The sequence below is a fragment of the Pseudanabaena sp. PCC 9330 genome, from assembly GCF_055795045.1.
Genome location: NZ_JAYFES010000117.1, coordinates 414101 through 439785, shown reverse-complemented (window position 1 = coordinate 439785; position 25685 = coordinate 414101). Strand labels below are relative to the sequence as shown.

General features: G+C 59.6%; 22 protein-coding genes. 12 read left to right on the top strand and 10 right to left on the bottom strand.

Annotated features, from left to right (window positions below; translation table 11 throughout):
- Positions 1-400: 400 nt before the first annotated feature.
- The gene (gene speE, locus AC0QKW_RS24135) at positions 401-1684 is read right to left on the bottom strand and encodes a polyamine aminopropyltransferase (protein ID WP_473153656.1); all 1284 of its coding nucleotides are present in this window, start codon (positions 1682-1684) and stop codon (positions 401-403) included.
- Positions 1685-2112: 428 nt separating this feature from the next.
- On the opposite strand from speE, the gene AC0QKW_RS24130 reads away from it, so the two are divergent.
- Positions 2113-3822, top strand: coding sequence for an RluA family pseudouridine synthase (locus AC0QKW_RS24130; protein ID WP_473153655.1), 1710 nt, complete (start codon positions 2113-2115; stop codon positions 3820-3822).
- Positions 3823-3838: 16 nt separating this feature from the next.
- On the opposite strand, the gene AC0QKW_RS24125 is transcribed toward AC0QKW_RS24130, so the two are convergent.
- Positions 3839-4030, bottom strand: coding sequence for a hypothetical protein (locus AC0QKW_RS24125; protein ID WP_473153654.1), 192 nt, complete (start codon positions 4028-4030; stop codon positions 3839-3841).
- Between the two features lie 180 nt (positions 4031-4210).
- On the opposite strand from AC0QKW_RS24125, the gene AC0QKW_RS24120 reads away from it, so the two are divergent.
- Together AC0QKW_RS24120 and AC0QKW_RS24115 are read left to right on the top strand one after the other, a co-directional pair.
- Entirely contained in the window at positions 4211-4876 is a 666-nt protein-coding gene (locus tag AC0QKW_RS24120; protein WP_473153653.1) for a class I SAM-dependent methyltransferase, read from the top strand.
- 23 nt (positions 4877-4899) lie between these two features.
- Positions 4900-5310 carry a cupin domain-containing protein gene (locus AC0QKW_RS24115; RefSeq protein ID WP_473153652.1) on the top strand — a complete coding sequence of 137 codons (411 nt, stop codon included), beginning with the start codon at positions 4900-4902 and terminating at the stop codon, positions 5308-5310.
- 43 nt (positions 5311-5353) lie between these two features.
- Here the strand turns inward: AC0QKW_RS24115 and AC0QKW_RS24110 are convergent, their stop codons facing one another.
- Complete coding sequence (locus AC0QKW_RS24110; protein ID WP_473153651.1) at positions 5354-7339, bottom strand: glycoside hydrolase family 10-like protein; 1986 nt, start codon at positions 7337-7339, stop codon at positions 5354-5356.
- Between the two features lie 128 nt (positions 7340-7467).
- Entirely contained in the window at positions 7468-7824 is a 357-nt protein-coding gene (locus AC0QKW_RS24105; protein ID WP_473153650.1) for a translation initiation factor, read from the bottom strand.
- A gap of 139 nt (positions 7825-7963) precedes the next feature.
- Between AC0QKW_RS24105 and AC0QKW_RS24100 the strand changes: the two genes are divergently transcribed.
- Positions 7964-8707: a succinate dehydrogenase/fumarate reductase iron-sulfur subunit gene (locus tag AC0QKW_RS24100; protein WP_473153649.1), complete on the top strand. Its 744-nt coding sequence runs from the start codon at positions 7964-7966 to the stop codon at positions 8705-8707.
- A gap of 83 nt (positions 8708-8790) precedes the next feature.
- On the opposite strand, the gene AC0QKW_RS24095 is transcribed toward AC0QKW_RS24100, so the two are convergent.
- The 5 genes from AC0QKW_RS24095 to AC0QKW_RS24075 form a co-directional block, all read right to left on the bottom strand.
- Complete coding sequence (locus AC0QKW_RS24095) at positions 8791-9819, bottom strand: WD40 repeat domain-containing protein (protein WP_473153648.1); 1029 nt, start codon at positions 9817-9819, stop codon at positions 8791-8793.
- A gap of 288 nt (positions 9820-10107) precedes the next feature.
- Positions 10108-10485, bottom strand: coding sequence for a hypothetical protein (locus AC0QKW_RS24090; protein WP_473153647.1), 378 nt, complete (start codon positions 10483-10485; stop codon positions 10108-10110).
- A 37-nt stretch (positions 10486-10522) separates the two neighbouring features.
- Positions 10523-11377 (bottom strand): TIGR02587 family membrane protein, encoded by an 855-nt coding sequence (locus AC0QKW_RS24085; protein WP_473153646.1) that lies wholly within the window; start codon positions 11375-11377, stop codon positions 10523-10525.
- Positions 11378-11442: 65 nt separating this feature from the next.
- Complete coding sequence (gene rbsK / locus AC0QKW_RS24080; RefSeq protein WP_473153645.1) at positions 11443-12378, bottom strand: ribokinase; 936 nt, start codon at positions 12376-12378, stop codon at positions 11443-11445.
- A 36-nt stretch (positions 12379-12414) separates the two neighbouring features.
- Positions 12415-12684: a hypothetical protein gene (locus AC0QKW_RS24075; protein WP_473153644.1), complete on the bottom strand. Its 270-nt coding sequence runs from the start codon at positions 12682-12684 to the stop codon at positions 12415-12417.
- Between the two features lie 258 nt (positions 12685-12942).
- On the opposite strand from AC0QKW_RS24075, the gene AC0QKW_RS24070 reads away from it, so the two are divergent.
- The 8 genes from AC0QKW_RS24070 (at position 12943) to AC0QKW_RS24035 (ending at position 24882) form a co-directional block, all read left to right on the top strand.
- A complete protein-coding gene (locus tag AC0QKW_RS24070; RefSeq protein WP_473153643.1) occupies positions 12943-14358 on the top strand; it encodes a NupC/NupG family nucleoside CNT transporter in 1416 nt (471 codons plus the stop codon).
- Positions 14359-14515: 157 nt separating this feature from the next.
- Positions 14516-15934 carry an extracellular solute-binding protein gene (locus AC0QKW_RS24065; protein WP_473153642.1) on the top strand — a complete coding sequence of 473 codons (1419 nt, stop codon included), beginning with the start codon at positions 14516-14518 and terminating at the stop codon, positions 15932-15934.
- Positions 15931-18867 (top strand): EAL domain-containing protein, encoded by a 2937-nt coding sequence (locus tag AC0QKW_RS24060; RefSeq protein ID WP_473153641.1) that lies wholly within the window; start codon positions 15931-15933, stop codon positions 18865-18867. The genes AC0QKW_RS24065 and AC0QKW_RS24060 overlap by 4 nt, the downstream gene beginning before the upstream one ends.
- Positions 18868-18982: 115 nt before the next feature.
- Positions 18983-19141: a hypothetical protein gene (locus AC0QKW_RS24055; RefSeq protein WP_473153640.1), complete on the top strand. Its 159-nt coding sequence runs from the start codon at positions 18983-18985 to the stop codon at positions 19139-19141.
- A 16-nt stretch (positions 19142-19157) separates the two neighbouring features.
- Complete coding sequence (locus AC0QKW_RS24050) at positions 19158-21635, top strand: PAS domain-containing sensor histidine kinase (protein ID WP_473153639.1); 2478 nt, start codon at positions 19158-19160, stop codon at positions 21633-21635.
- Positions 21628-21999, top strand: coding sequence for a response regulator (locus AC0QKW_RS24045; protein ID WP_473153638.1), 372 nt, complete (start codon positions 21628-21630; stop codon positions 21997-21999). Before AC0QKW_RS24050 ends, AC0QKW_RS24045 begins: the two co-directional genes overlap by 8 nt.
- A 106-nt stretch (positions 22000-22105) precedes the next feature.
- Complete coding sequence (locus tag AC0QKW_RS24040) at positions 22106-23476, top strand: 8-oxoguanine deaminase (protein ID WP_473153637.1); 1371 nt, start codon at positions 22106-22108, stop codon at positions 23474-23476.
- Between the two features lie 173 nt (positions 23477-23649).
- A complete protein-coding gene (locus AC0QKW_RS24035) occupies positions 23650-24882 on the top strand; it encodes a GUN4 domain-containing protein (protein WP_473153636.1) in 1233 nt (410 codons plus the stop codon).
- A 20-nt stretch (positions 24883-24902) separates the two neighbouring features.
- On the opposite strand, the gene AC0QKW_RS24030 is transcribed toward AC0QKW_RS24035, so the two are convergent.
- Positions 24903-25622, bottom strand: coding sequence for a phytochelatin synthase family protein (locus AC0QKW_RS24030; RefSeq protein WP_473153635.1), 720 nt, complete (start codon positions 25620-25622; stop codon positions 24903-24905).
- Positions 25623-25685 lie beyond the last annotated feature (63 nt).

The window sequence follows — 25685 nt, the reverse complement described above, 5'->3', positions numbered from 1 at the left end:
ATCTCTCAGCCAACACCGTATATGGCGGTCAGAGCATGGAAAAGAACAGCACGGGTAGTGGCCGGAATTCCCTCTGCACAAGGGGTATATGGATTGAGGTGATGCCAGCGTGGCTCTGTAGATGAAAATACAGAAGGCAATAGGGGAAGATTTAATTCCAAATCCGACTCACAAACCCCCGGTTCCAAACCGAGTGTCGGTGTCTCAACGAGAGCGCGCGGCCCAGTTAAGCTGTGGGGTGGGGGTGGCTAGCGCTGTCGGAGGTCATTCTGTTCTGAAAATGCCCAGAGTTTTGGCGGACTGGGGTAGCCAGTCTTCAAAGACTGCTAAAAGAGTTTTGCATTGGGCCTAGGACTGAAAGCCTGAGGCCCAATGCGATCCGTGTTGGCAGGGAGGTCGGTTAGGCCTTCAACATGGTTTGTACAAAGGTGGGCAGAGCAAAGGCAGCCTGATGTATGGCTGCGTTGTAGTATTGCAGGCTGTGTTCTGAGGCAAATAGCTCAGATTTTGCGACATCCATGTGCTGGAGCGGGTGGGCTGCGCCTTTGGTGGCGTAGTTAAAGCTCCACATACCTGTTGGGTAGGTGGGGATGAACGCTAGGTAACAGTAGACGTTGTCAGCACCAAAGATGCCCTGCAAACAGTGGTGAATATCCACAAAGGCTCGCTGGTTAAAGCGGGGCGATTCACTCTGGGCGGCGATCGCACCGCCCGGCCTCAGGCATCGATAGACCTGCTCGTAGAAAGCGGTGCTAAACAGCCCCTCCGAAGGCCCTACCGGGTCGGAGGAGTCGATCACAATCAGGTCGTAGGTGGCGTCGGGAGCATTAGCGACAAAAGCGATACCGTCTTCGATACGGAGGTCAAGCTTGGGGTCGTTGAGCGCTCCGGAGAGGGAGGGCAGGTATTCTTTTGAGGCTCGCACTACGGCTTCGTCGATTTCGACCATGGTGACCTTTTCTACCTGGGGGTGGCGGAGAATCTCGCGCACGCTGCCGCCGTCGCCACCGCCGATCACCAGCACGTCTTTAAAGCTGGGGTTGAGCAGCATGGGCACATGGATGATCATCTCGTGGTAAGCGTTTTCATCCTTTTCGCTGCACATCACCATGCTGTCGATGGTGAGCATCTTACCGTAGGCAAAGGTGTCGAAGATTTCGACGGTTTGGTAGGGCGACTTCTCGCGGAAAAGTCGCTCTCCCTTGTGGCGGATGGACAGGGCGATATCGTCGTTCTTATCGGTGAACCAGACGCTGCGGCTCTGTTTGGGCGTCACCAGCTTGTTGGTGGCCTCGTCGCGCAGTTCGCCTAGGTCAATATCAATGCGCTCAAAGAGTTCTAACTGCCCCCGATTGAGCTCTAGGGCCGAGCCGTAGTCGGCTTGAAAAGCGGCTTTGAGCTTGTCGAAGGAAATCCAGGGATTGACGGTATCGCCGCAGGTAAATAGGTCGACTGCCGCGTAGCGGTACTCGGGCCAGGTGTGAATGGCCAGGTGACTCTCTTGAATCACCACTACCCCTGACACCCCAAAGGGTGAAAAGTGGTGAAACACCGAGCTAATCACCGTTGCCCCGGCGTCGGCAGCGGCCCCTACCATGCTGCTCTCAATCAGCGGTACATCGTTGAGGATCTCCGCTGAACAGCCAAAGAACTCCACCAAAATATGTCTTCCAAGCGAATTCATGCGCCCATTTCCCCCTTAGAGTTGGCCCAAGTTAAAGTCTGGTTACTGTATAACCGCTTTCGATTCTATTTCCCAGGGGTCGTCTTCTAGTGCGTTTTAGCTAGATTAGGACAGCAATTGTGATCTGGATCACAATTGCAGGGAGGTGTCATCGGGCGGGCTGAGCTGCGAACTCATAGTTTCAAGAGACGGTTTAGGCCCCCGGGATGGCAGATTCCTTGCGGTGCATTGCTTCGCGAATGCACCCTACAATTACACTTGACGCTGCACTCGGTAGGCAAGAGCTCGAATTCAGGATTGAAGTGGAGTTGTATCGGTTCGAGTTTTGTCGGGTAGGCCTGTTATCTGACTGGGGATGGCGAAAACGGCTTAGCCGCTTGATGAGATTTATAGTTCCAACGACGGGCACCTGTAACCATTTGACTGCTGTGCTAGAACTGCACCCGCTTGAGGCCTTTTTGTCGGGAGATGGGCCTGCCCTCGGCGAGGGCGTTGACTATTACTATCAGGGCATCTGCCCTCGCACGGGGCAACTCTATCGGCTGCCACGGACTGCGCTGGCAAAGGCCGTTGCCCAGGGGCTAATGGCTCGGCTAAGGCAGACAGACTTGGCTGAGGGCAAGATGTATGGGGTGTTGCTGGTGCGAACTGTCGCTGGCGATATTGGCGTACTGAAGGCGTTTTCGGGGCTGTGGCGAGGGCAAGACCAGTGGCCGGGCTGGGTGCCGCCAGTGCCGGGGCGAGGGCAGGTGGCTCTGCAGGAAGCCCACACCCTCGATCGCCTCAGCGCCATCAAAAATCGCTTAATCGCACTACAGCAGCTGCCCGAACGCGCTACTTATGCTCAATTGCAGGCAGCAATGGCGGTAGAACGTGAGCGTTTGAACCAGCGCCACCGCGATCGCAAGCAGACCCGCGATCGCAAGCGCCAGACCCTGGCTGACACCCTGGCAGGGGAAGCCCTAATTCATTCGCTTTATGCCCTGGACCAGCAGAGCCGGGCTGACAAAGCTGAAAAGCAGCGCTTTAAGCAGCAGTGGTGCGATCGCTGTGCCCCCCTAGAAACCGCGATCCAAGCTGCCGATGCTGAGATTGCCACTCTTAAACAGCAGCGGCGCGATCTCTCTCGCCAGCTCCAGACTGCTATGCACACCGCCTACCGACTGTTTAACTTTGCGGGCGAATCGGTGGCGATCGCCGCCCTGGGCGATCTGCCTACGGGCACGGGCACCTGCTGCGCTCCCAAACTGCTGATGGCGGCAGCGCAGCAGGGTCTGACGCCGCTGGCGATGGCTGAGTTTTGGTGGGGGCCACCCCAGGGCGATCGGAAGCCGGGGGTATTTTATGAGACCTGCGCCGAGCGCTGTCAGCCCATTATGGGCTTTTTGCTGGGAGGGCTGTCGAATCGAGTATTACAAGCGGATACAGCTGTGACGCCGTCGGCTTCACTACCACCTGGCGCTCTCCAAGGCGGACTTGCTCAGTCAGAGTTAGAGATCACCATTCTGTACCAGGACGACTGGATTGTTGCGGTGAATAAGCCTGCGGGTCTATTGTCAGTGCCGGGGCGCTACGGCGATCGCCAAGATAGCCTGCTCACCCGACTGCAGTGGGCGCGACCTGAGGCCAGCTTTCTGCAGCCGGTGCATCGGCTTGATCAAGATACCTCTGGAGTGCTGCTGTTAGCGCTGGATGCAGCCACCCATCGCAGTTTGAGTCAGCAGTTTCAGCGGCGTGAGGTGCAGAAAACCTATCAGGCGATCGTCACGGGGATAGAAATTCCGAAGGCAGGGCTGATCGACTTGCCGCTGTGGGGTGACCCGGCCCAGCGGCCCCGGCAGTCGGTGAACTGGGCACAGGGTAAACCTAGCCAAACCCGCTATGAGGTGTTAGGTCAGGAGGAGGAGACTACCCGAGTGGCTTTTTATCCGATCACGGGACGCACCCATCAATTGCGCGTCCATGCGGCCCACCCTCAGGGTTTAAATGCACCGATCGTGGGCGATCGCCTCTATGGCTCCAGCCCGGTGGATTCTAACTTACCAACTCAGCGACTCTACCTTCACGCCCAGAGGCTGCAGTTCACCCATCCCCACAGCGGTAGGGCGATCGCCCTAGAGTCTGCCGTGCCATTTTAGAGATCGGCGAACCAGCTTACCGGTAGCGCTCGACAAACGATCGCCCCGCCGACATAGCGGCACTGCTGGTGGTGTAAAAAGTGCCGTCACTGAGCACGTCTAGGTCAGGGTTGACGATCCAGCACTGATAGCCCCGCTCTTTGTTGTGGCTGACGCCAATAATCCAGCCGGTCATGGCTGAAACCTGCACCACTGAATCTGTGTCCATGACCGCCTTCCCCACGGGTTTAAGGCCCAGTCTTGCCCCTTTTTGTCCCCTGGTGCGATCCACGGGGGATTCTAGAGCTGCGATGCTATGGTAAGTCACATCCTCTGGGGTAAGGGAAAACTCCCCAACTTTCTTCTGAATTTCTTTTGATTTTTTCGCCTGCTGTTGTAGCCCTGGCCCATGAGCAACCAAACCCTCAACCTCGACGATCGCCTCTATCGCTACCTAGTCAATCACTCGGTGCATGAGCCTGCGGTGCTGACCGCCCTACGCCACGAGACCGCCCAGCACCCGATGGCGCAAATGCAGATCGCTCCGGAACAAGGGCAGTTTATGGCGCTGCTGGTGCAGTTGCTGGGGGTTAAAAAGGCGCTGGAGGTGGGGGTATTCACAGGCTACAGCGCCCTGCGGATGGCCCTGGCGCTGCCCCCCGACGGGCGGTTGGTGGCCTGCGATGTGAGTGAAGAATATACGGCGATCGCCCGCCGCTACTGGGCCAAAGCCGGAGTTGCCCACAAAATTGATTTGCGCATCGCCCCTGCCGCCGAAACCCTAGATCAGCTCATTCAGGCGGGGGAAACTAACAGCTTTGACTTTGCCTTTATCGATGCCGACAAAAGCAACTACCCCCTCTACTATGAGCAGGCACTGCAATTGGTGAGGCCAGGCGGGCTGATTGCGATCGACAACGTGCTGTGGTCGGGCCAGGTGGCCGACCCAACAGTGCAAGACAGACGCACCAATGTCCTGCGTACCCTCAATGAAGCAATTTATAATGACGATCGCGTGGTCGCCAGCCTGGTGCCCATTGCCGATGGCCTCACCCTAGCGATGAAGCAGCCCTAACCCGAGAATTTCAGGAGCGACCTATGGCCGATTTACCCGCTGCCATTGATAGTGACAGTGAAATTGTCACTGTGCGGCCTGAGCACGACACCGCAACGCTGCAAAAGCTGCCCTACTTTGTGGGTATCTCAGGAGCGACAACAGGTAGCCACGGAATTTCCATGAATCTGGTGGTGATCCCGCCGGGGGCTTCAGCGGAGCCACATTTTCACAGAGACTATGAGACGGCAATTTACATTCTCAAAGGGCGGGTGAGGACGGCCTACGGCGAGGGATTGACCAAAACCATCGTCAACGAGGCGGGGGATTTTCTCTTTATTCCGCCGGGGGTGCCGCACCAGCCGACAAATTTGAGCGATACCGAACCGGCCCAGGCGATCGTGGCGCGGAATGACCCCAGTGAGCAGGAGAATGTCGTGCTGTACGGGGTTTGAAGGAGAACAAGTTTGCAGGTTAAACGGTTAGCCTGCAAACCGACTATCCCCCTTGAATAGGGCGGGTAGCAGGGATAGCAAACGCCTGCTGAAGTTTATCGACCCGTTGGGTAGCGGTCTCGGGCGGGGGCGCGATCCACAGCGATTCGTAGAAGAAGAAGGACATGCCGGCCAGGGCGCGATCGCGTACCGCCGCCATCTGATCGGTAATAAAGTCCATCTTTACTGGAGCGGCCCGTAAACCGCTGAGAATGCCGATATTCACCGGAATTTTGCGCCGCGCCGCCTGAATTGAGGGCTTGTTCATTTCCCACATGAAGCGGTTTTGGTCGCTGCGGTAGACCTGAATCACCAGCTCATCGACAATGCCCCGGTTGACCCACTCTGGCCAGTCTTGCAGGTAGTTGACGTAGGCAAAGGGATAAGGGTTCGGCGAAATCGACACCACGGCATTGGGCCGCCGCGTCTTGACCAGCTTGTAAACCTCCGCTAAGAAATCAGAGATTTTGTTCGCCCGCCAGGCCACCCATTGAGGATCTTGGGGGTCATTGGGCGGGGCCTGGCCATTGTGCTCGGCCCGGTAGAGGTTGATGGTGAAGGGGTCGTAGCCAAAATCTACCGGCAGCCCCAGGTGATCGTCGAACTGAAAGCCATCGACCTCGTAGTTGGAGACTAGCTCGTCGATCAGCTGGAGCTGAAACCGCTGCACCTGGGGGTGAAAGGGGTTCATCCAGCGGCGGGGGATGACGTTGCCCTCCATCCAAATACCGGGGTCTGCCACCGGAGCATCGTCGGGCAGAAATTCATCCACCTGAGCGAGATACTCCTTGACGCGGTGCTTTTCGCGGGCATTGGCCTGGGGGTCGTTGAGGGCGTCGGTGGGCGTTGGTGCCCACCCTACGGTTGGCTCTGGTGTAGGGTTGCCCTGCTCTTTTGATTTGCGAAGGCTGGGGGCAGCAGGTTCGACGCGCTTTTGGGTAAACCAGTCGGGGTGACGGCGGTAAAGCTCATAGTTGGCAGGGGCCATAAAGCCAAACTCAAACCAGGGCACTACGGCCATGCCTCGGGCGTGGCCAAACTCAATCGCCTCGCGCATCATATCCCGTTCACTTTCGCTGGCGGGGCCGGGGGCGCGCAGGTCGCCGTAGAGGTGCTGGCTCACCCCCAGCTCACGCCGGGCGGTGGCGCTGGGGTAGAGGGTGTGGCCATAGTTCCACACCACGGGGTACAGCGTGTTGAAGTTGAGGTCGGCCAGACGGGTCACCGCCCCTTGCAGCGCCTCGGTAGAAAACAGCACCTGGCTATCCACATTGGTCAGCCACACGCCGCGCGTTTCGCGGGCGGGGGAGGCCACGGCGGGGGTCTGAGCCTGGGCGACCCAGGCGGGGTCAATGGTCTGGCTTAGGGCAGGGTTGTTGGGGGCGGCGCGGCACAGCAGCGCTACCGCTTCGCCGCGAGTCAGCCGCTGGGTGGGGTTGAGGCGGTTGCCCTGGGGATAGTTCACCACTACGCCCTGGGTGAGGGCGGCGGCTACCCCTTCGCGGGCGTAGATGGGCACCTGGCGGCCATCCTCTAGACTGGCGTTGATGATGGTGTTGGCAGCAATTTGGTAGCTGCCGCCCAGTTTGGTGGCCAGGGCCATAATGCCCTCGGCTCGCACCAGGGGGCGATCGCGCTGAAAGTAAGCGTCAGGATAGTGGGCCGCCACCGTGGGCGCAGTCTGAACCCCCAGCGCCCGCTCTAGAGGATTCATCCACCCCTGGGCTGGCCCCACGGGCGAGAGCAGGTTCAACAGGGTGATGTAGTCATCCCAGAGAATGGGCTCATCGGGGTAAAACAACCCTCTGGCATCGGGGGCGATCAGGCGCTGTTCAGTCAGTTCTGTGATGCAGTCTTTCGCCCAGTGGCTTTGAATGTCAGTGGGGATAACGACAGGAACAGAGGGCCGTAGCAGGTTGGGCCGAGGTTCCGTCGGGTCATCCGCGCCCTGATTGGGGCCAGTGGCCTGGGCCACCTCGGCCGGAACCATTGCGGCCCCAGGCAGCAGGGACAGTAGCCCTGAGCCACCCAGGATCAGAAACAGCGTTGCTCCAAAAACAAGCAGCGATCGCCGCCATCCCCGACCCAGCCATCCTCTCCCCATCCAGCCCATACTCTTCAACCTCCACTCCGTTTTGCCTGATAGCCCTTGGCGACCAAAAGTTCCACCAGCTTCTGCGCGTGGTCACCCTGAATTTCGATAGTGTCGTCTTTGGCGGTGCCGCCGGTGCCGCACTGAGCTTTGAGCTGCTTGGCCAGGGCGGTGAGCTGGTCGGGGCTGTGCTGAAAGCCGTTGATAATAGTGACGGTTTTACCGCCGCGCCCCTTGCGGCTGACCTGTACCCGCACCGTCTGCTGGTTGGGGGGGCGATCGGGCACCCCCCGCGCCATCGGGTCGGCGGGGCCAAACTCGCGGTAGGCGTAGTTGTCGCCCGCCCCCGAACCAGCCCCAGTTTTAGATTTACCTTTGGCCATAACCGTTCAACAAGACTGCCTGATTTATACCATTTGAGGAGAGACTAAGACGTTAGACCAACCAATCCGAGGCCAAAATTAGCCACCTCCTCCACTCCCCCACTCGCTACACTACAGACACACCCGTTTACCCCATCCCATGCAACTTCACCTTAAGGTCTGGCGGCAGCCCAGTGACTCTGCTCCCGGCCAGTTCCAGACCTACACCGTGGCCAGTGCTCACCCCGACATGTCGTTTCTCGAACTGTTGGATGTGCTCAACGAGCAGATCATTCACGCAGGCGGTGACCCAGTCGAGTTTGACCACGACTGCCGCGAGGGCATCTGCGGCTCCTGCGGGGTCATGATCAACGGTAAAGCCCATGGTGGCCGTGCCCAAACGGCGACGTGCCAGTTATATCTGCGCCACTTCAGCGACGGCGATGAGATTATTGTTGAACCCTGGCGGGCAAAGGGCTTGCCTGTGATTAAAGACCTGGTGGTCGATCGCAGCGCCCTAGACCGCATCATCATGGCCGGAGGCTATATTTCGGTTAAAACCGGGTCGGCTCCAGAGGCCAACGCCATCCCTGTCCCCAAGGCCAACGCCGATACCGCCTTTGACTACGCCGCCTGCATCGGCTGCGGAGCCTGCATCGCCGCCTGCCCCAACGCCTCGGCCAGTCTCTTCACCGCCGCCAAAGTGGCCCACCTGGCGCTGCTGCCCCAGGGCCACCCCGAGCGGCACCAGCGGGTGCTGGCCATGGGCGACCAAATGGCGGCTGAGGGCTTTGGCGACTGCTCAAACCACGGCGAGTGTCAGGCGGTGTGCCCCAAGGGGATATCTATTGATGCGATCGCCGCTATGCGCCGCGAGTACACGCGAGCCATCGTTGGCCTTTAGCGCCGAAGGACTGCGTGAGCTTTGAATTTTGAACTGGGCAGTCAGCTCAAAACTAAGAACTCAAAACGCTCCCTCTCCACCCGTCACGTCTCCCGCCAAATTCGCACGGTGCCGTCCCAGCCAGCGCTGACCAGGGTTTTGCCATCGGGGGCAAAATCGACCCCCCAAACCCAGCCCTCATGACCCGTGAGAATGCTTATCAGGCGGCCCTGTTCCATATTCCACAGGCGAATGGTGCTGTCGTTGCTGGCGGTGGCCAACAGCTTGCCGTCGGGGCTAAAGGCGAGGCCGTTGACCGGGGCCGGGTGGGCCTTAAAGCAGGTGGTTTCGCGCCCGCTGTTGAGTTTCCAAAAGCGGACGGTGCAGTCGGCGCTGGCGCTGGCCAGGAGCCAGTTGTTGGGGCTGGCGGCGACGCTGAGCACCTCGCCAGTGTGGCCGCTGAGAATGCGGTTGGTGCCCTTGCCCTTGAGCCGATACAGGCGAATGGTCTGGTCTTGGCTGCCGCTGATCAGGGTGGTGCCGTCGGGGCTGACGGCGATCGCCCGCACCCAGTGGCTATGGCCGTTGAAGCGGTGCACCAGAGCGCGCTTCGCGCAGCGATCTGCTCCAGAATCGCTCAGCCGCCAGACGCAGATTTTGTTGTCTTGGCCGCCGCTAAACAGGTATTGGCCGCTGGGGCTAAAGGCTACGGCCCGCACCCAGCTGCTATGGCCCTCTAGCTGGCCGAGAGATTGACCGGTGGCCAAATCCCACAGTTGTATGGCGTTATCGTTGCTGACGCTAGCAAAGCAGGTGCGATCGGGGCTGACGGCCACCGCCCGCACCCAGGCGTGGTGGCTGTCGATGGTCTGCATGGTGTGGCCGGTGGCCAGGTTCCAAACGCGCACGGTTTTGTCGCCGCTGCCGCTGACGATAAAATTGCCGTCGGCGCTGACCGCCACCGATCGCACCCAGCTACTGTGGCCAGTGAGCACGCGGGTGCATTCCCAGCGGGGGCGGGGGGCAGGGCTGCGATCGCTGACGGTGCGGCCCAGGGCAGTGGCCATATCCACCAGTTCAAAGGCAGAGGAATCGTCAGCCGGGTCGCCCTGGAGGAAAGGTTGGGGGGGCATGGTAAGAGGACGAATCGACATGGTTCCGGTTGGTTGTAAGCAACGGTAAACGAATTGCCAGACTGGGGGCAGTCTGCAAAATCCACCGTTGCCTACATCCTGCCAGCATCCTATTCCGAAAATTAGGCTGTTGGCCAGGCGACAATATTCTCCACATTCTCCACGATCGATGTTGGTGAGTTGGAATAACCTTAGAGAGATGTTTGGGAAAGAAACTGCCCTCAGGTAGCAGGGCCTGCGCCCTTAGATAGAGCAAAATTCTTGAATATTTTCGCTGCCAGAATAGTTCTAAGGTTGCTGATAGCTGACGACGCGCACCGTTGCCGAGGTGGGCTCTTGGCTAAAGATCAGTACACCTTCGACGTCAGAACGGGCGGGGACAAAATCAAAGGTGGTGGTCGCCATTTCGGCGTCGCTGGCGGTGGCTAAGGTGCCTTCTACGGTGACCTGGGCGGCGGTGGCATCGCCTTCGTTTTTGATGGTGATGGGCAGGTAGTAGTGATTGTTAGCCGACCGTACTTTACCCGGTTCTACGGCAAACTCGGCGGGTTTGAGCGATGGGTTAAGCCACAGAGACGCTACCGTAGCCACCACCGCCGACAGCAGCGTGAGGGAAATGCCGAGGGAAAACCATTCAGCTCGATTGCGGATAGGCTTTTCAGACATGGTGAAGTTTGGGGGAAGTTTGGGGGGAGTTGGGGGGTTATACAGCCAGGCGACCTGCCGCACCGCCAATCGTGCAGGGCAGACTCAATACGATGATATAGCTCACCCATTGGTTAATTGGGTCGCCCACGCGAATGACCTGAAACAACCACAGCATCAGCATGGAGATCGCTAGCGAAATCAGGTATGAGGCCACGGTCTCGCTGAGTGGGCTTTGAAAAAGGCCGGACTGCGATCGCCGCTGCCGCTGCCCGCCAAAATTGGCCTGAAACACAATGATGTATGACAGCAGCAGCGAACTGGCCATAATCAACAGCAGGCGCAGGGGCGAAAGCGAGCTGGCAATCATGGGAATTTCATCGGTAGGGGCAATGGACGAGCCCACTACGATCGCCCCCAGCATGGCCGCCCCGGCATCCGACAGCGTACTCCGCCAGGTGTGATCGGGCTTTTTGGCCGGAGCCGCGTCATCGTCGTCGGTTTTTAGCAGCAGGTTGTTGGCAATGCCCACGCCAATGGCAAAGGGCAATGACAGGGTAATCACTCTGCCCATCACCGCGTCTATGCCGGTTTCAAAGCGGAGGATGCCAATCAGCATCAGGCTGAGGGTGGCGGTAAACAGGGCGATCGCCAGACCTTCGGCACTTTCGGCCAAAACCTGGGCTCGGGTGCGGGCCTGCTGGGCGCGAAACCCACCGTTTAAGTTCAGCAGCACCAGGGCCAGATAGGCCATGCCCAAGATCAGCATCATGCGGGGCGGCGAGGTGAAATTGCCCTTCCACCACACCTCCATGGTGTAGAGAAACGGAGCCCCAAATAAAAATGCCCCCGCGATGCCGCGCATCAGGTCGTCGAGTTCTGTCCGCCATTCCTGGGTGTGAGGTCGGGCCATGCTGTGTGGGTAAGCCTGTAGAGAAACAATAAGAGAGTCGGGGAAGCAAGGGCAGGAGCCAATCGTCAGCCGCTCTCTGGCAGCTGCGCTAGCAGGCTATCGACCTGCGATCGACCTGGCATTGAGGCCTGCGCCCCCGGTGCCATGACAGCGGCGGCGGCCACGGCGGTGGCAAACCGGGCCGCTTCCTGTAGACCCATGCCCTCAGCTAGAGCAACCGCCAAGCCGCCGTTAAAGGCGTCTCCAGCCGCGACGGTATCAATAGCACGGACGGGCAGAGCGGGCTGGTGAAAGGTAACGTCTGGGGTCACCACCACCGCCCCCTGGTCACCCAGTTTCACAATGACGGTGCCAATGCCCTGGCGCACGAGTTGGCGGGCGGCGACGGCAGCGGTGGCAGGATCGGTGACCGGTAGCCCGGTGATCTGGCTGGCCTCGATCTGATTGGGGGTCAGCACATCTACTACAGCAAAAAACTCTGGCGACAGGTCAGTGCGGGCTGGAGCCGGATCGACTATCACCATAGCCCCCTGGGCCTGGGCGGCCTGGGCGGCGGCAGTCACCGCTGGTAAAGGCACCTCGAATTGCAGCAGCAGCAGATCCCCTGGTGAAAGCTTGGGGCTGAGGCGATCCACATCTTCGTCGCCCACCTGAGCGTTGGCCCCCGGCACCACCACAATGGTGTTTTGACCGGCATCGTCGACGGCGATCGCCGCTACCCCGGTGGGCGCGATCGCATCCACCGCCACACCATCAACGTTCACCCCAGCCGCTTGCAAACCCTGGAGCAGCTGAGCCCCAAAGGCATCGTCTCCCACTCTACCCACCAGGCGGGTAGGTGATCCCAGCCGCGCTGTCGCCACCGCCTGGTTGGCCCCCTTACCGCCGGACAGCATAGCAAAGGCTGTACCCAAAATGGTTTCTCCCGGCTGGGGCAGGCGCGGCGAGCGGCAGACCAGATCCATATTCAGGCTGCCAAAGACATGGATAGTTTTTTGCATAGGACGGGGGGCGATCGCGGGGGCTAGACCATCACCCTAGAACAGATCGCTCTCCTCGTCATCGAGAGTGCCGTAGGGCGACGGGGGGCGATCGCTACTCCAGGCCCACCAGGGGGTGGCACATTCCCCACAGTGGTAAAACTCCTGCCACTTGCGGCGGTGATCGGCCCCGTAGACCGGCGATCGCCGATTGATCCACACCGCTTTGGCTTGGCGGCTTTCGGCCCCGCAGCGGGGGCAGCAAAACTCAGTGGCGTGGGTAGCAGACTCGGCCCACTCGGGCGGAAAAGGCGAAAAAGCGTCCATGGTGCGGGGCGGTGGGTCAGTACCATTATGGGCCAGAGGTGAGCCAGAGGTCTTGAAGTTTTCAGAGCGTCGCGGGCAGGGGAGATCTGGCCTGTTAGAGCGGTGTAGGCGGGTTAGAAAGTGGGCAGATTCAACTAACCTGCAACCTGCAACCCCCCAATTGGTTAAGTTCTGGGGCAGGTCGCTTCGTTGGCAGCGTTCTTCGGCATAATCGGGGCAGGTTTGAGACGTTTGGGTAAGTGGGAGACCAGGCACACGATGGCACTGCGCTTAATTTCGCTGCTAGGCCTTTTTGGCCTCTGTTTTATCGCCTGGCTGGGGTCAGAAAACCGGCGACAGGTGCCCTGGCGGTTGATTTGGTGGGGCATTGGCATTCAGCTGGTGGTGGGCATGCTGGTGTTTTTGCTGCCCTTTACCCGTGAGTTTGTGGTGTGGCTGAGTTCGCTGCTCAATGCGCTGATCGACGCCTCCGATGCGGGGGCGCGGTTTTTGTTTGGCCCCATTTTTGTGCCGGTGCTCAATCAGCCCGTGGGGCCTGGCGGGGCCGGTCGCTGGATTGCCCGCGCCCTGACCCCTGCCTTTACCGCTGTGCCGGGCGATCGCCTGGGGGCCGACAACCTCAACCTGGGCTACATTTTTGCCTTTCGCTCGCTGCCCCAGGTGGTGTTTTTTGCTTCGATCTTTGCGCTGCTCTACAACCTGGGGGTGATACAGCCGATTGTGCGGGTGTTTGCCCGCTTCTTTCGCTGGTCGATGAATCTCAGCGGGGCCGAGGCGCTGGCAGGGGCGGCGAATATTTTTGTCGGCATTGAGTCGGCGATCGCCATCAAGCCCTTTCTCGAACGCATGACCCGCAGCGAACTGTGCGCGGTGCTGGCGGGCTGCTTTGGCTCGATCGCCTCCACGGTGCTGGGCCTCTACGCAGGCTATCTGCGGCCCATATTTCCCTCCATTGCTGGGCATTTGATGTCGGCCTCGGTGCTGACGATTCCGGCCTGTTTTGTAATGGCCAAAATTTTGGTGCCCGAGACCGGGGTGCCCGAGACCCTGGGCAAGGTGCCCGCCATCGAGCTGGCCGACGAAGAGCATCAGAGCCCGATGGATAGTCTGATTTTAGGTGCCCTCGACGGCGTCAAAATGGCGGTGGGCATTGTCGCAGCACTGATCGCGATTCTGGGATTGATCGCCCTGCTCGACCTGCTGTTTGCCCAGCTGGCGCTGCTGGCCAACAGCAGCCTCAGTCCCCTGCGGCTGATCGGCCAGATCTTCAGCGTTGTCACCCTACAAAACATCATGGGGGTGCTGTTTTTGCCCCTCACCTTTCTCACTGGGGTATCGCTCGATTGGCAAGAGCTGTGGCTGTCGTCGCAGCTGATTGGGCGGCGGTTTCTAGAGACCGCGATTCCGCCCTATATTGGTCTGGCCAATGCCGCCGCCGAGGGAACGCTGAGCGATCGCGCCCTGGTGATCGTCAGCTACGCCCTCTGCGGCTTTGCCCACCTGCCCTCGGTGGGCATCTTCGTCGGGGGGCTGTCAACGCTGGTGCCCTCACGCCGCAAAGACATCAGCGAGGTCGCCTGGAAGGCCCTCTGGGCTGGCACCCTGGCGACGCTGATGACCGGCTGCATCGCCGGTATCTTTTTCTACGAAGGGGCTGCGGTGCTGGGTCGGTAGCCCCAGCACCGCCGCTTAGAGAAGAGCTGGCTATCGATCCATAGATCGACAACCAGGGGCATATTAGGGGTAGAGCTATGTGCAGATACACTTAGCCTCTACCCCTGATTGTTCCTGTTGAATCGTTACTGTGACACCAAATTTATTGGCTCAGTCTATGGGCACACTCCGCCGTCGCCGGTTGCTGCAACTGACGGCAGCGGGAATGGTGGCGGGCCTAACTACGAACTGCCGACCACGAATTCGTCCCCCCACCGATGCCCGTTCCCCTATCGATGGCACTGTTACCGACGCTGGTCAAACCTTTGACTGGCAAAGGTTTGCGGGCACCGAAATTGCACTGTTGCTAGATGACCACCCCTGGACTACGGGGCTGCTGCCCTATCTGCCAGACTTTGAGGCACTAACTGGCATCACCTTGAAGATCCGCATCGTGGCGGAGCCAGAATACTTCACCGCGATGGAAGCCGCCCTGCGGGCCGACCCGGTAACGGCAGATGCTTTTTTCTTGCCGATGGACTCCACCGCCTACCGCCTGTGGAACGACGACCTGCTGCTGCCACTGACGCCATTTCTCAACGACCCGGCGTTAACGGTGGCTGACTATAACCTGTTTGACTTTCCTGAGGGGTTTCGGCTGGCGGCCATGTACCCGCCCAACGAGAGTAGCTCACAGCTATTTGGCATTCCCGCCACCTTTGAGGCCTATATTCTGTTCTACAACCAGCGTTTGGTCGATCAATTTTTGGCTGGCCAGGTGCCGCAAACTATGGCTGAGCTGGTGCAGGCGGCTAACCAGATTAACGCCAGCGGGCAGGCGATCGGGATGGTGATGCGAGGCATACCCTGTGACACCACTATCGATGGCATCTCTGGGATTGTGCTCAACGGTTGGGGGGCTGACCCGACGCCTTTGCCCTTTAACCTGTGGTTTGACGGCGACTGGCAAGCCCCTCGTCTCAATGACCCCCGTGTGATCGCGGGGTTGACGACCTATGCTCAGCTCATGCAGGCGGGGCCGCCCAATATCCAGCAGATGGACTGGCCGGAGGCGACCGCCCTGTTTGCCGCCGGCCAGGCGGCGTTTTACATCGACGCCAGCCTGTTTGGGCCTGACTTTGAAAATCCAGCCACCTCTGCGATCGCCGGTCAGGTGGGCTACACTGTTTTACCTCAGGTTCACCAGCAAAGCCTGACGGGCCACTGGCTGTGGGGGCTGGGCATTCCTAGGCGGTCTAGCCAGCCCGAGGCCGCCTGGTTGTTTGTGCAATGGGCTACCCGCGCCGAGATGGAAGCCAAAATTGCCGTCGCCACTGGGGGGGCACCCCGATTTTCGACCTGGCTGACGCCGTCGGTCTACACCGAGGCGATGAACCTCGACTACGCCCTGACGGTGCAAACCGCCATGCAGACCTCTCGCCCCACAGCCGTGCTGCACCCTCAGTGGAACCAGGTCGCCCTGGCGATCGCGGCCACCATTCACCAAATCTATGACGGGGCAGACCCCGCTGTGGCTGCCGACCAGCTGCAAGATACCGTAATCAAGCTGATGGCTGAGAGTGAGGAATCACCATGAGTGGTGGCCCGTGGCGGTGGCGCAACTCGATTCGCGCCCAGCTGATGCTGGGATTTGGAGTTATTTTGCTGCTGCATGGCCTTAGCGCCGCCATTGGCTACGGCAGTTTGCAATGGCTGCGCTACCGCAGCCAAACCACCCTCGACAACGCCGCCCAGCTGCGGGAGCTGAGCCTGAAGCTAAAAACCAATTTTTTGCTGGCTCGCCAGGCGGAGGAGGCCTACTTTGATCGGTGGCAGGAGGGCAATGGCAGCAGCGCCAAGCAGACTCACGTGCAGGCTAACCGGGCCTATCTAGCCAAAGCCCGTGAAAATTTGGCAGCACTGCGGCAGTTAGAAGGCCAAAACCCTGATCTGGCTGAAGAATTTGCCCTGCTGGCCTCGCTCTTTAACAACTACAACACGGCGTTTGAAACCACCACTGGCCGGATCGCAGAGGATAGCCTGAACCATGGGCTGCACCAGCAGCTGAAGGATTTACTCGCGGCCCTGCCCAACCCCGATCAAAGCCCAAATCAAAGCTCAAATCAAAGCCCAGATCTTGCCACCCTGCAAAGGCTGGTGTGGCAGCTGATGGCCCAGCAGCAGGCCTATATCAATACCCAGGATCGGGCCTATCTCGACGATCTGAACGCCAGCCTAGATCAGTTGGGCCAGAGTCTAGATCAGTTGCCTGCGGGGGCGATCAGCCCCGAGGCTCGGGCGTTGATGCAAACCTACCAAGTCTCGCTCAATGCGCTACTGCTGCTCGATCGCCAGGTGCAGGTAAACCGCATCATTGCGGGCAATGTCGATCGCGATATTAACGGCATTATTGTCACCATTGGCGATCGGGCTGCGGCCCGGGCTACCCAGGCTCGGGCCGACTTGGCCAAAATCGCCAATCAAAGCAACGCGGCGCTCCTGGCCACCGCCTTAACGGCGCTGGCGCTGGCAAGCTGGGCCAGCATTGCCCTCGGGCGGCGGATTATCACCCCCCTGACGCTGATGACCGCTGCCGCCGATCGCATTGCCCGGCAAGATCTGAGCCAACCCCTGGCGATCGCAGGCAACAACGAGTTTGCGGCGGTGGCCGAGGCCTTTAACCACATGATGACCCAGCTGCGCCACACCCTAGATACCCTAGAGCAGCGAGTCGACGAACGCACCAAGACCCTGGCCACCGTCAATCAGACGCTGCAAGATCAGACCCACTCCCTGGAGGTGGCCCTGCAAAAACTGGGGTACAGCGAAGCCAACCATCGCCTGCTGGTCGATCACCTCCACGCTGGGGTGATCGTTCACGCCAGCGACAGCACCATTTTGATGTGCAACCAGATGGGAGCACAGCTCTTGAACCTGCCCACCGAAGCCATTGTGGGAAAGCCAGCCGTCAGCCCGTCCTGGACCCTGCTAGATGAGACCGGCAATCCCCTTCCCCCAGAACACTATCCAGCCAATCGGGTGCTGGCCAGCCAGCACCCGGTGAAAAACTATGTGGTGGGCATCCGCCACCCCCAGAGTGGAGACTGCCGCTGGGTTTTGGTCAATGCCTTTCCCACCTTTAACGAGGCCCAGCAGTTGACCCAGGTGGTGGTGACGTTTATCGATATCAGCGATCGCAAGCTGGCCGAAGAAGAACTGCGCCACCAGGCTCTCCACGATGCTCTCACCGGCCTGCCCAACCGCACCCTATTTACCGAACGACTCGATCAGGCCATGCAGCGGGCCAACCGCTACCCCGATCAGCTCTTCGCCGTTCTATTTATCGATCTAGATCGCTTCAAGGTGATCAATGACAGCCTGGGCCACCTGGTGGGCGATCAGCTGCTGATCCAGATCGCTCACATTCTGCAACGCCACATCAGGGACAGCGATACCGTCGCCCGGCTGGGGGGCGATGAGTTTGTGATTTTGCTAGAGCATATTGCTGGCCTGCACGAGGCTATCCAGGTGGTAGATCGCATTCAGGACGACATCAAATCGCCGTTTACCCTGATGGGCCATACAGTGTTTACCACCGCCAGTCTGGGCATTGCCCTGGCCAGCCCCAACTACACCCGCAGCGAAGACATGCTGCGCGATGCCGACAACGCCATGTATCGGGCCAAGGCCCAGGGGGTGTCGTCTGGCTACGTAATTTTTAACCCGGCCATGCACGAGAGCGCCATTCAGCTGTTTGAGCTAGAAACCAGTCTGCGCCAGGCTCTAGAGCGTCAGGAATTTATGCTTTACTATCAGCCCATTGTCAGCTTAGCCACCCGGCAGCTGCTGGGGTTTGAGGCGCTGGTGCGGTGGGTGCACCCCCAGCGAGGTCTGGTGTCTCCCGGCGAGTTTATTTCTCTGGCGGAGGAGACGGGGCTGATTATGCCCCTAAGCGAATGGATTTTGGAGGAAGCCTGCCGCCAGATGGCCGACTGGGGTCGGCGGTTGCTGTCGGCTAACGGACTCAAAATAAGTGTAAATGTGGCGGCGGCTCAATTTGAGAGTTCTCAGTTTTTTGCGCAGATTAATAGAGTGCTGAGACGCACCTTGCTGCCCGCCACCCATTTGCGTCTAGAAGTGACGGAGAGTCTGCTGCTCACCAATGTGGAGGCGGTGCTGTCTACCCTGTCAAACCTCCAGGAGCAAGGCATCGAAATCAGCATTGATGACTTTGGCACAGGCTATTCTTCGCTGAGCTATCTCAAGCAGTTTCCGATCAACAACCTCAAAATTGATCAATCGTTTGTAGAAAATATCGACATTGACCACGACGATGTCAGCATCGTCAAAGCCATCATTCAGATTGCCCAGTCGTTGGGCCTGATGGTAACAGCCGAAGGGGTAGAAACCGAGTTTCAGCTCAACCGCTTGCAGCAGCTGGGCTGTGATGCCATTCAGGGATTTTTGATCGCGCCGCCCTTGCCCCCAGACCAGGCAGAAGCGTTTATCAAAGAGCGATCGCCGTCCTAGCGACCAGACCTGCACCCGCCCACATTTGGCCGAGGGATTGTAGCCGGGGGGGTGCCAGAGTATCTTAGGGAGCAAGATCACGTCCTTTAGATACATTTTTAGCTACCCCGCTTCGATGAACATACTTTTGCTAGAGGACGATCTGCCCACCAGTGAGGTTTTGGCCGACACCCTGACGACCCAGCGCTACGCCGTAGATGCGATCATGGCACTGCGCCCTTTTGCCTTGACCTCATTTTCTGGGGCTGATGCCTATGCCCACTCCCCTACCTAAACACTCTCGCCCAGGGATGAGTGGAGCATACTGGCTACTGGCGGTGCCGCTGGTGCTGGCGATCGCCAGCACGGTGGTCTTGGTGGGCGGTCTGGCGTCACCAGATGGGTACAGCGGTACCCGCCCGATGCGGCGGCTGGCGCTGCTAACGCTGGGAGGGGCGATCGCCCAGGTACTGCTCCTCCAGCGGCTGCCGTTTGGGCGCGCCCTGGGAGAAGCAGAGGCCAAGTTTGCCATCATCTTTCGCACCAGCCCCGACCCGATGGCGATCGTCACCCTGGCCGCAGGTCGACTGCTAGAGGTCAACGACAGACTGGTAGATTTGGTGGGCTACAGCCGCGCCGAACTCATTGGCCGCACCAGCCTAGACCTCAATCTGTGGCAAGACCCCACCGCCCGCAGGTCGTATCTACAGCTGCTGCACCGTCAGGGCCAGGTGCGCAATCTGAAGGTGCAGCTGCGCACCAAAACCGGGGCCATCAAAACCGGCTTGCTCTCGGCGGAGGTGCAAACCCTAGAGGGGCAAGCCTGCGTGATTGCGGTGCTGCGCGATATCACCGCAGACCAGCACCGGGCCACCGCCCTCAAGCAGACCGAGGCCAGCCTGCGCAAAACCGAGCAATGGCTAGAGCAGTACAGCCAGCTCTCACCGGGAAAGATCTACACCCTGGTGCAGGAGCCCGACGGCCATCTGTGGTTTGAGTACATCAGCTCGGCGGTAGAGACCATCAACGAAGTCACGGCCCAGGCTGTGTTAGAAAATGGCCGCGTGATTTTTGACATGTTTCACCCGGAGGATGTGGCCGGGTACGAGGCCGCCGCCCTAGAGAGCATGCAAACCCTCAAGCCCTTTTCTTACCAATGGCGAATTATCACGCCCTCGGGCCAGGTTAAGTGGGTGCAAGACCACGCCCAGCCCACCCGCAGCGAGACCGGGGCCATCATCTGGCACGGGGTGGTGATTGACATTAGCGAACGCAAGCACAGCGAGGCCCAGCGCCTGCAGGTCGAAGCCGCCCTGCAGGAGAGCGAAACCCGCTTTCGTCAGCTGGCAGAGGCCGTCAAAGAAGGCTTCTTTGTCTACGATGTCGAGACCACCCACTACGCCTACGTCAACCCCGCCTACTGGGAGATTCGGGGCATTGACCCCGACTATGGCCCCGACAGCGAAGCCCACTGGCTGGCCCACATTCACCCCGACGATCGCGATCGCATTGTGGCCGCCCTCGAACGCGAGCGCCAGGGCGAAACCTTTGACCAGGAGTACCGCTACCTCACCCCCGCTGGCGAACTGCGCTGGCTGCGTTCCAAGGCCTTTCCGCTGCTCAACGAAGCGGGAGAAGTGGTGCGCGTGGTAGGCACGGTAGAAAATATTACCGATCGCAAACTCACCGAAGCGGCCCTGCGCCAGAGCGAGGCCCGGTTTCGCAGCGCCTTTGACGAGGCTCCCTACGGCATTTCCCTGGTAGATACCCAGGGACAGTTTGTGCAGGCCAACACCTACTACTGCGCCCTGCTGGGCTACAGCGAGACCGAGCTGATGGGGATGAGATTTAAAGACATTACCCACCCCGACGACTGGGCCGACGACTGGGCCGGGTTTCAGCGCATGATAGACGGCAAGACGGCCACCTACCAGATCGAAAAACGCTACCTCACTAAGCAGGGCGAAGCGATTCCGGTAATTATCAGTGCCGCCCCGATCTACGACATTGAGGGCCAGCCGTTGTACTCCGTGGGTCATGTGCAGGATATGCGCGATCGCCTCGCCGTTGACCAAATGAAAGACGAATTTATCTCCGTAGTCAGCCACGAGTTACGCACCCCGATCACCTCCATCCAGGGGGCGCTGGCCCTGCTGGGGGCCGGGGTCTACCAAGACCGGCCCGAAAAAGCCCAGCACATGCTCGATATTGCCATCAACAACAGCGATCGCCTGGTGCGCCTGGTCGATGACATTCTCAGCTTTGAGCGCCTAGAGTCGGGCAAAGTACAGCTAGAGAAAGAAGTTTGCCAGGTGGCAACCCTGCTCTACCAGGCGATCGACAGCGTTCAGCCCCTGGCCGATCGCTCTGGCATCACCATCGCCCTGACCCCCCTAACCGCCAACAGCTGGGTCGCCCCCGACGCGATCATTCAGATGCTAACCAATCTGTTGAGTAATGCGATCAAGTTTTCGGCCTCGGGTGGAACGATTTGGCTAAAAGCCAGCACTGAGCGGTTAGAGTCTTCAGCACCTGACCGCTCACTGCTGTTCACAGTCCGCGATCATGGTCGCGGCATTCCTGCCGACAAACTAGAGACTATCTTTGAGCAGTTCCAGCAGGTAGATGCCTCTGACTCACGCCATCGGGGAGGCACCGGGCTGGGGCTGGCGATCTGCAAGCGCATTGTGCAGCAGCACCATGGCCGTATTTGGGTCGAGAGTAGGGTGGGCCAGGGCAGTACGTTCTACGTGGCGCTGCCCCTAGCGCCAGAGGCTGACCATGACTAAGCAAATTTTGATCGTCGATGACGAGGCCGACATTCGCACCATTGTGCAGACGGCGCTGGAGGAACTAGGAGGCTGGCAGACCCTGGAGGCGGCCTCGGGCAGCAAGGCGCTGGAATTGGCCAAACAGGGGGCGATCGACGCGATTTTGCTAGATATTTCGATGCCCGATATGGATGGCTTTGAGCTATTTGAGCAGCTGCAAGCCATCTCAGCCACCCAGACCATACCGGTGATTGTGCTGACCTCTAAGGTGCTGGCCCGCGATCGCGATCGCTTTGCCACCCTCAACCTAGCGGGGCTAATCACCAAACCCTTTAACCCCCTCACCCTGGCCCAGCAGATCGCCACCCTGCTGGAGTGGTAGGGCAATGGGGAATTTTAACTGCCCCACAGCCCGATGCCAGTGCTATTCTGCCCGGTGCCATTCTGCTATAGTCCACTCAATCTCTAGTGTTGCGGGGCTACCGACTGTGCCAACCCTCCTGGTCAAAAACATCCACACCCTGATCACCATGGATGACCAGCGACGAGAGATTCGCTCGGGGGCAATCTTTGTGCGCGACCATGTGATTGAGCAGGTGGGCACCACGGCAGAGCTGCCCCAGACGGCAGATCGGGTGCTCGATTTGGGCGATCGCCACCTCGTGCTGCCCGGCCTAGTCAACACCCACCACCACTTCTTTCAAACCCTGACCCGCGTCGTGCCAGGGGCACAAAATTCATCACTGTTTAACTGGCTCAGCGCCCTCTACCCCCTGTGGCAAAAGCTCACCCCCGAGGCCATTCGCCTCAGCGCCCAGGTAGCCGCCGCCGAGCTGATCTACTCGGGCTGCACCACCGCCAGCGACCACCTCTACCTCTTTCCCAACGGCTGCACCCTAGATGATGAAATTGAGGCAGTGGCCCAGACCGGGCTGCGGTTCCACGCCAGCCGAGGCAGCATGAGCGTGGGCGAGAGCAAGGGCGGTCTGCCCCCCGACTCGATTGTCGAAGCCGAAGCCGACATTCTCAAAGATTCCCAGCGGCTGATCGAGCAGTACCACAACAACGATCCCTACGCCCTGGTGCGCATTACCCTGGCCCCCTGCTCACCCTTTAGCGTGTCTACGGATCTGATGCGAGAATCCGCCGCCCTGGCCCGCAGCTACCCTGGCGTGCGCCTGCACACCCACCTGGCCGAAAACAACTCCGACGTCACCTACAGCCTCAACACCTTTGGCCTCACCCCCGGCGACTATGCCGCCTCCGTGGGCTGGCTGGGCGAAGACGTGTGGCACGCCCACTGCGTCAAGCTCGACGACAAAGCCATCCACAGCTTTGGCCAGACCGGTACCGGGGTGGCCCACTGCCCCTGTAGCAACATGCGTCTGGCCAGCGGCATGGCCCCGATTCGCCAACTGCTCGATCACCATGTGCCCGTGGGGCTGGGGGTAGATGGCTCGGCCTCTAACGACGGCAGCCACCTGCTGGCCGAGGCCCGCCAGGCCTTTCTCATGGCCCGCGTGCGGGAAGAAGACCCGGCCGCGCTGACCGCCCGCGAGGCTCTAGAAATTGCCACTCGGGGTGGTGCGCGGGTGCTGGGCCGCACCGATATTGGCCATCTGGCCCCCGGCATGGCGGCAGATTTTATTACCGTGAATCTCGATCGCCTCGCTCTGACCGGCACCGCCTACGACCCGGTAGCGGCGCTGATCTTCTGCATGGTTGACCGCGTTGACTACAGCTTTATTCACGGTCGAGAGGTGCTCAACCCCGAGGGGCTGCTGACGCTAGATCTGCCGGTAGTGGTGGAAAAGCACGGGAATGTGGCGCGATCGCTGGCCGCTCTACCCAACCACTAGACTCACTGTGCAATACTCCGCCAAGTTTTCTGACTAAAAACCTTAGCCATCAGGAAGCACCCAAAATTTAGGCTTGCTAGAAAAGTGGCGATCGCCCCATTGCCGACCCAGCCTCTCAGGAATCACAGATCTGGCCTTTAATAGAGGGAGTCAACCTGACCCGACCCCCAGGGATGCCTTCTATCTTTATCTCCTACCGCCGCAGCGACAGCCATGCCGATGCTGGGCGCATCTACGATCGCCTTGTGGCCCATTTCGGTAAAGCATCGGTATTTAAAGACGTCGATGACATTCCTCCTGGCGTAGACTTTCGCGATTACCTCAACCGCACTCTCAACCAATGCTCAGTCGTCTTGGCCGTTATCGGCCCTAGCTGGCTGACTGCCACCGATAGTCAAGGGCACCGCCGCCTCGACAACCCCGCCGACTGGGTGCGGGTAGAGATCGAAGAAGCCCTGAGACGAGAAGCCGTGTTGGTGGTGCCTCTACTCGTCAGCCGGGCTGCCATGCCCCGCCCCGATGAGCTACCCGAAGGCCTGCACGATCTGGCCTACCGCAACTACCGCGAGGCCCGGCCCGACCCCGACTTCCACAAAGACATGGGCCGCTTGATGGATGGCTTAGATCAGTACTTTAAATCTACAGAGCCATCCCGGTTGAGACGTCCTTTTTCGATGGCATCTGGTCAGCGCGGCACCCCTCTAGCGAGGCTCGTTACCCGTAAGCAGTTTTTGCAGTGGGCAGCTATGGGCAGCACGGGGATGCTGACTACGGTGGGTCTACACCAACTCTGGCAGCGACGACAGCCACCGTGGTGGAATACCTCGGGAGGATGGATACTCAGCCCCAACTGGTCGACACCAGGCTCTGATCCCTACGCGGCAGATTCTGCGGGATCGGGATCGCCAACCGATCTAAGTGGTGACTACCTCGAAGAGTTGCTCAACGCCAAACGCTGGCAGGAAGCCGACTTAGAAACCTCAGCGCTCATGCTCCGTGCTACTCACCCTAGCACTCCGGGATGGCCCACCAGCCTCCGAGATCTCAGTGACTTTTCTTGCCGGACTCTGCGGCAAATTGACGACCTTTGGCTAAAGGCCAGCCAGGGCAAGTTTGGGTTTAGCACCCAGCGAAAAATCTACGAAGACTGTGGAGGATCTCCGGATGGCATCTACGACCAAGCCGTTTTTGAGTGTTTTTTAGACAAAGTGGGCTGGCGTCGCCCCTGGGAGGCACCGTCATCTTCCTGGGAAGCTGGGCAGGTGACCTATGATCTCAGTGCTCCTGTGGGCCACTTGCCCTGGCAGCCTATCTGCGGGTTTCAGTACTGCGATGGGTCGCTCGATGAGTTGAGGTTACACCAATCGCTCTTCGTCCGAGTCATGAGCTGTGCCTTAGAAGCTTGAGCTGGCTAGATCCTCCTCCTCTACCGCGCCCCTACCAGCAAAAAGCCCCGCGTTTTGCCCGACACCGAATCTACGGTATTGATCGACTCCCACAGGGTTTCGGCCTTGACCCACACGGGCGGGTACTTGTAGCGCGACACGTCTAAGATCAAAAACTGGTCGGTGTCGGCATCGTAGGCCCCCAGGGGCGAAATGTGCCCACCTCGCTCCTGACCGATCGCCCGCCGCAGGTAGTTGATCAGTACATAGTTGCCGGGGGTCTCTAGATTGGCGCGAATCAGATCGCGAAACTCCTCCAGAGTCACATCGCTACCGTGGTAGATCTCGGCCTGTACCGGGTAAGTTTCGAGAATGCCCGCCAGCTCCGCCAGGGTGAGGCCCTGGCGAGCAATCGTATCTCGGCCAATGATGGCTTCGGTGGCGTCGTTGAAGATAGTCTCCTGGGTGAAGTAGGCCTGATCCCACTCTGGGGCCAGCGGTGCTGGAATGCCGAGGGCGTTGAGTACCATCACCAGGCTGGCCACCCCACAAAAGGCCTGGTTGACCTGGGTGACAAACTGACTGGTCAGCGGCACATAGTCGGATAGGGCTTCGCTGTCGCGCAGCAGGGTTTGCCCCTCGGCTGAGGTGAGGGAGGTGAGGTGGTCGGCCAGGGGCAGGGTTTGGGCGATCGCCCCCAGGGGTAGCAGGCTGACCAGGGCCGTCACAGCAGCTAGGGCAATGGGTCTAGAAGAAGACATTTCACCGACACAGGGAGAGCATCAATCCATTATTCAGCTAAAGCCGCCTGCGATCTAGCTGTA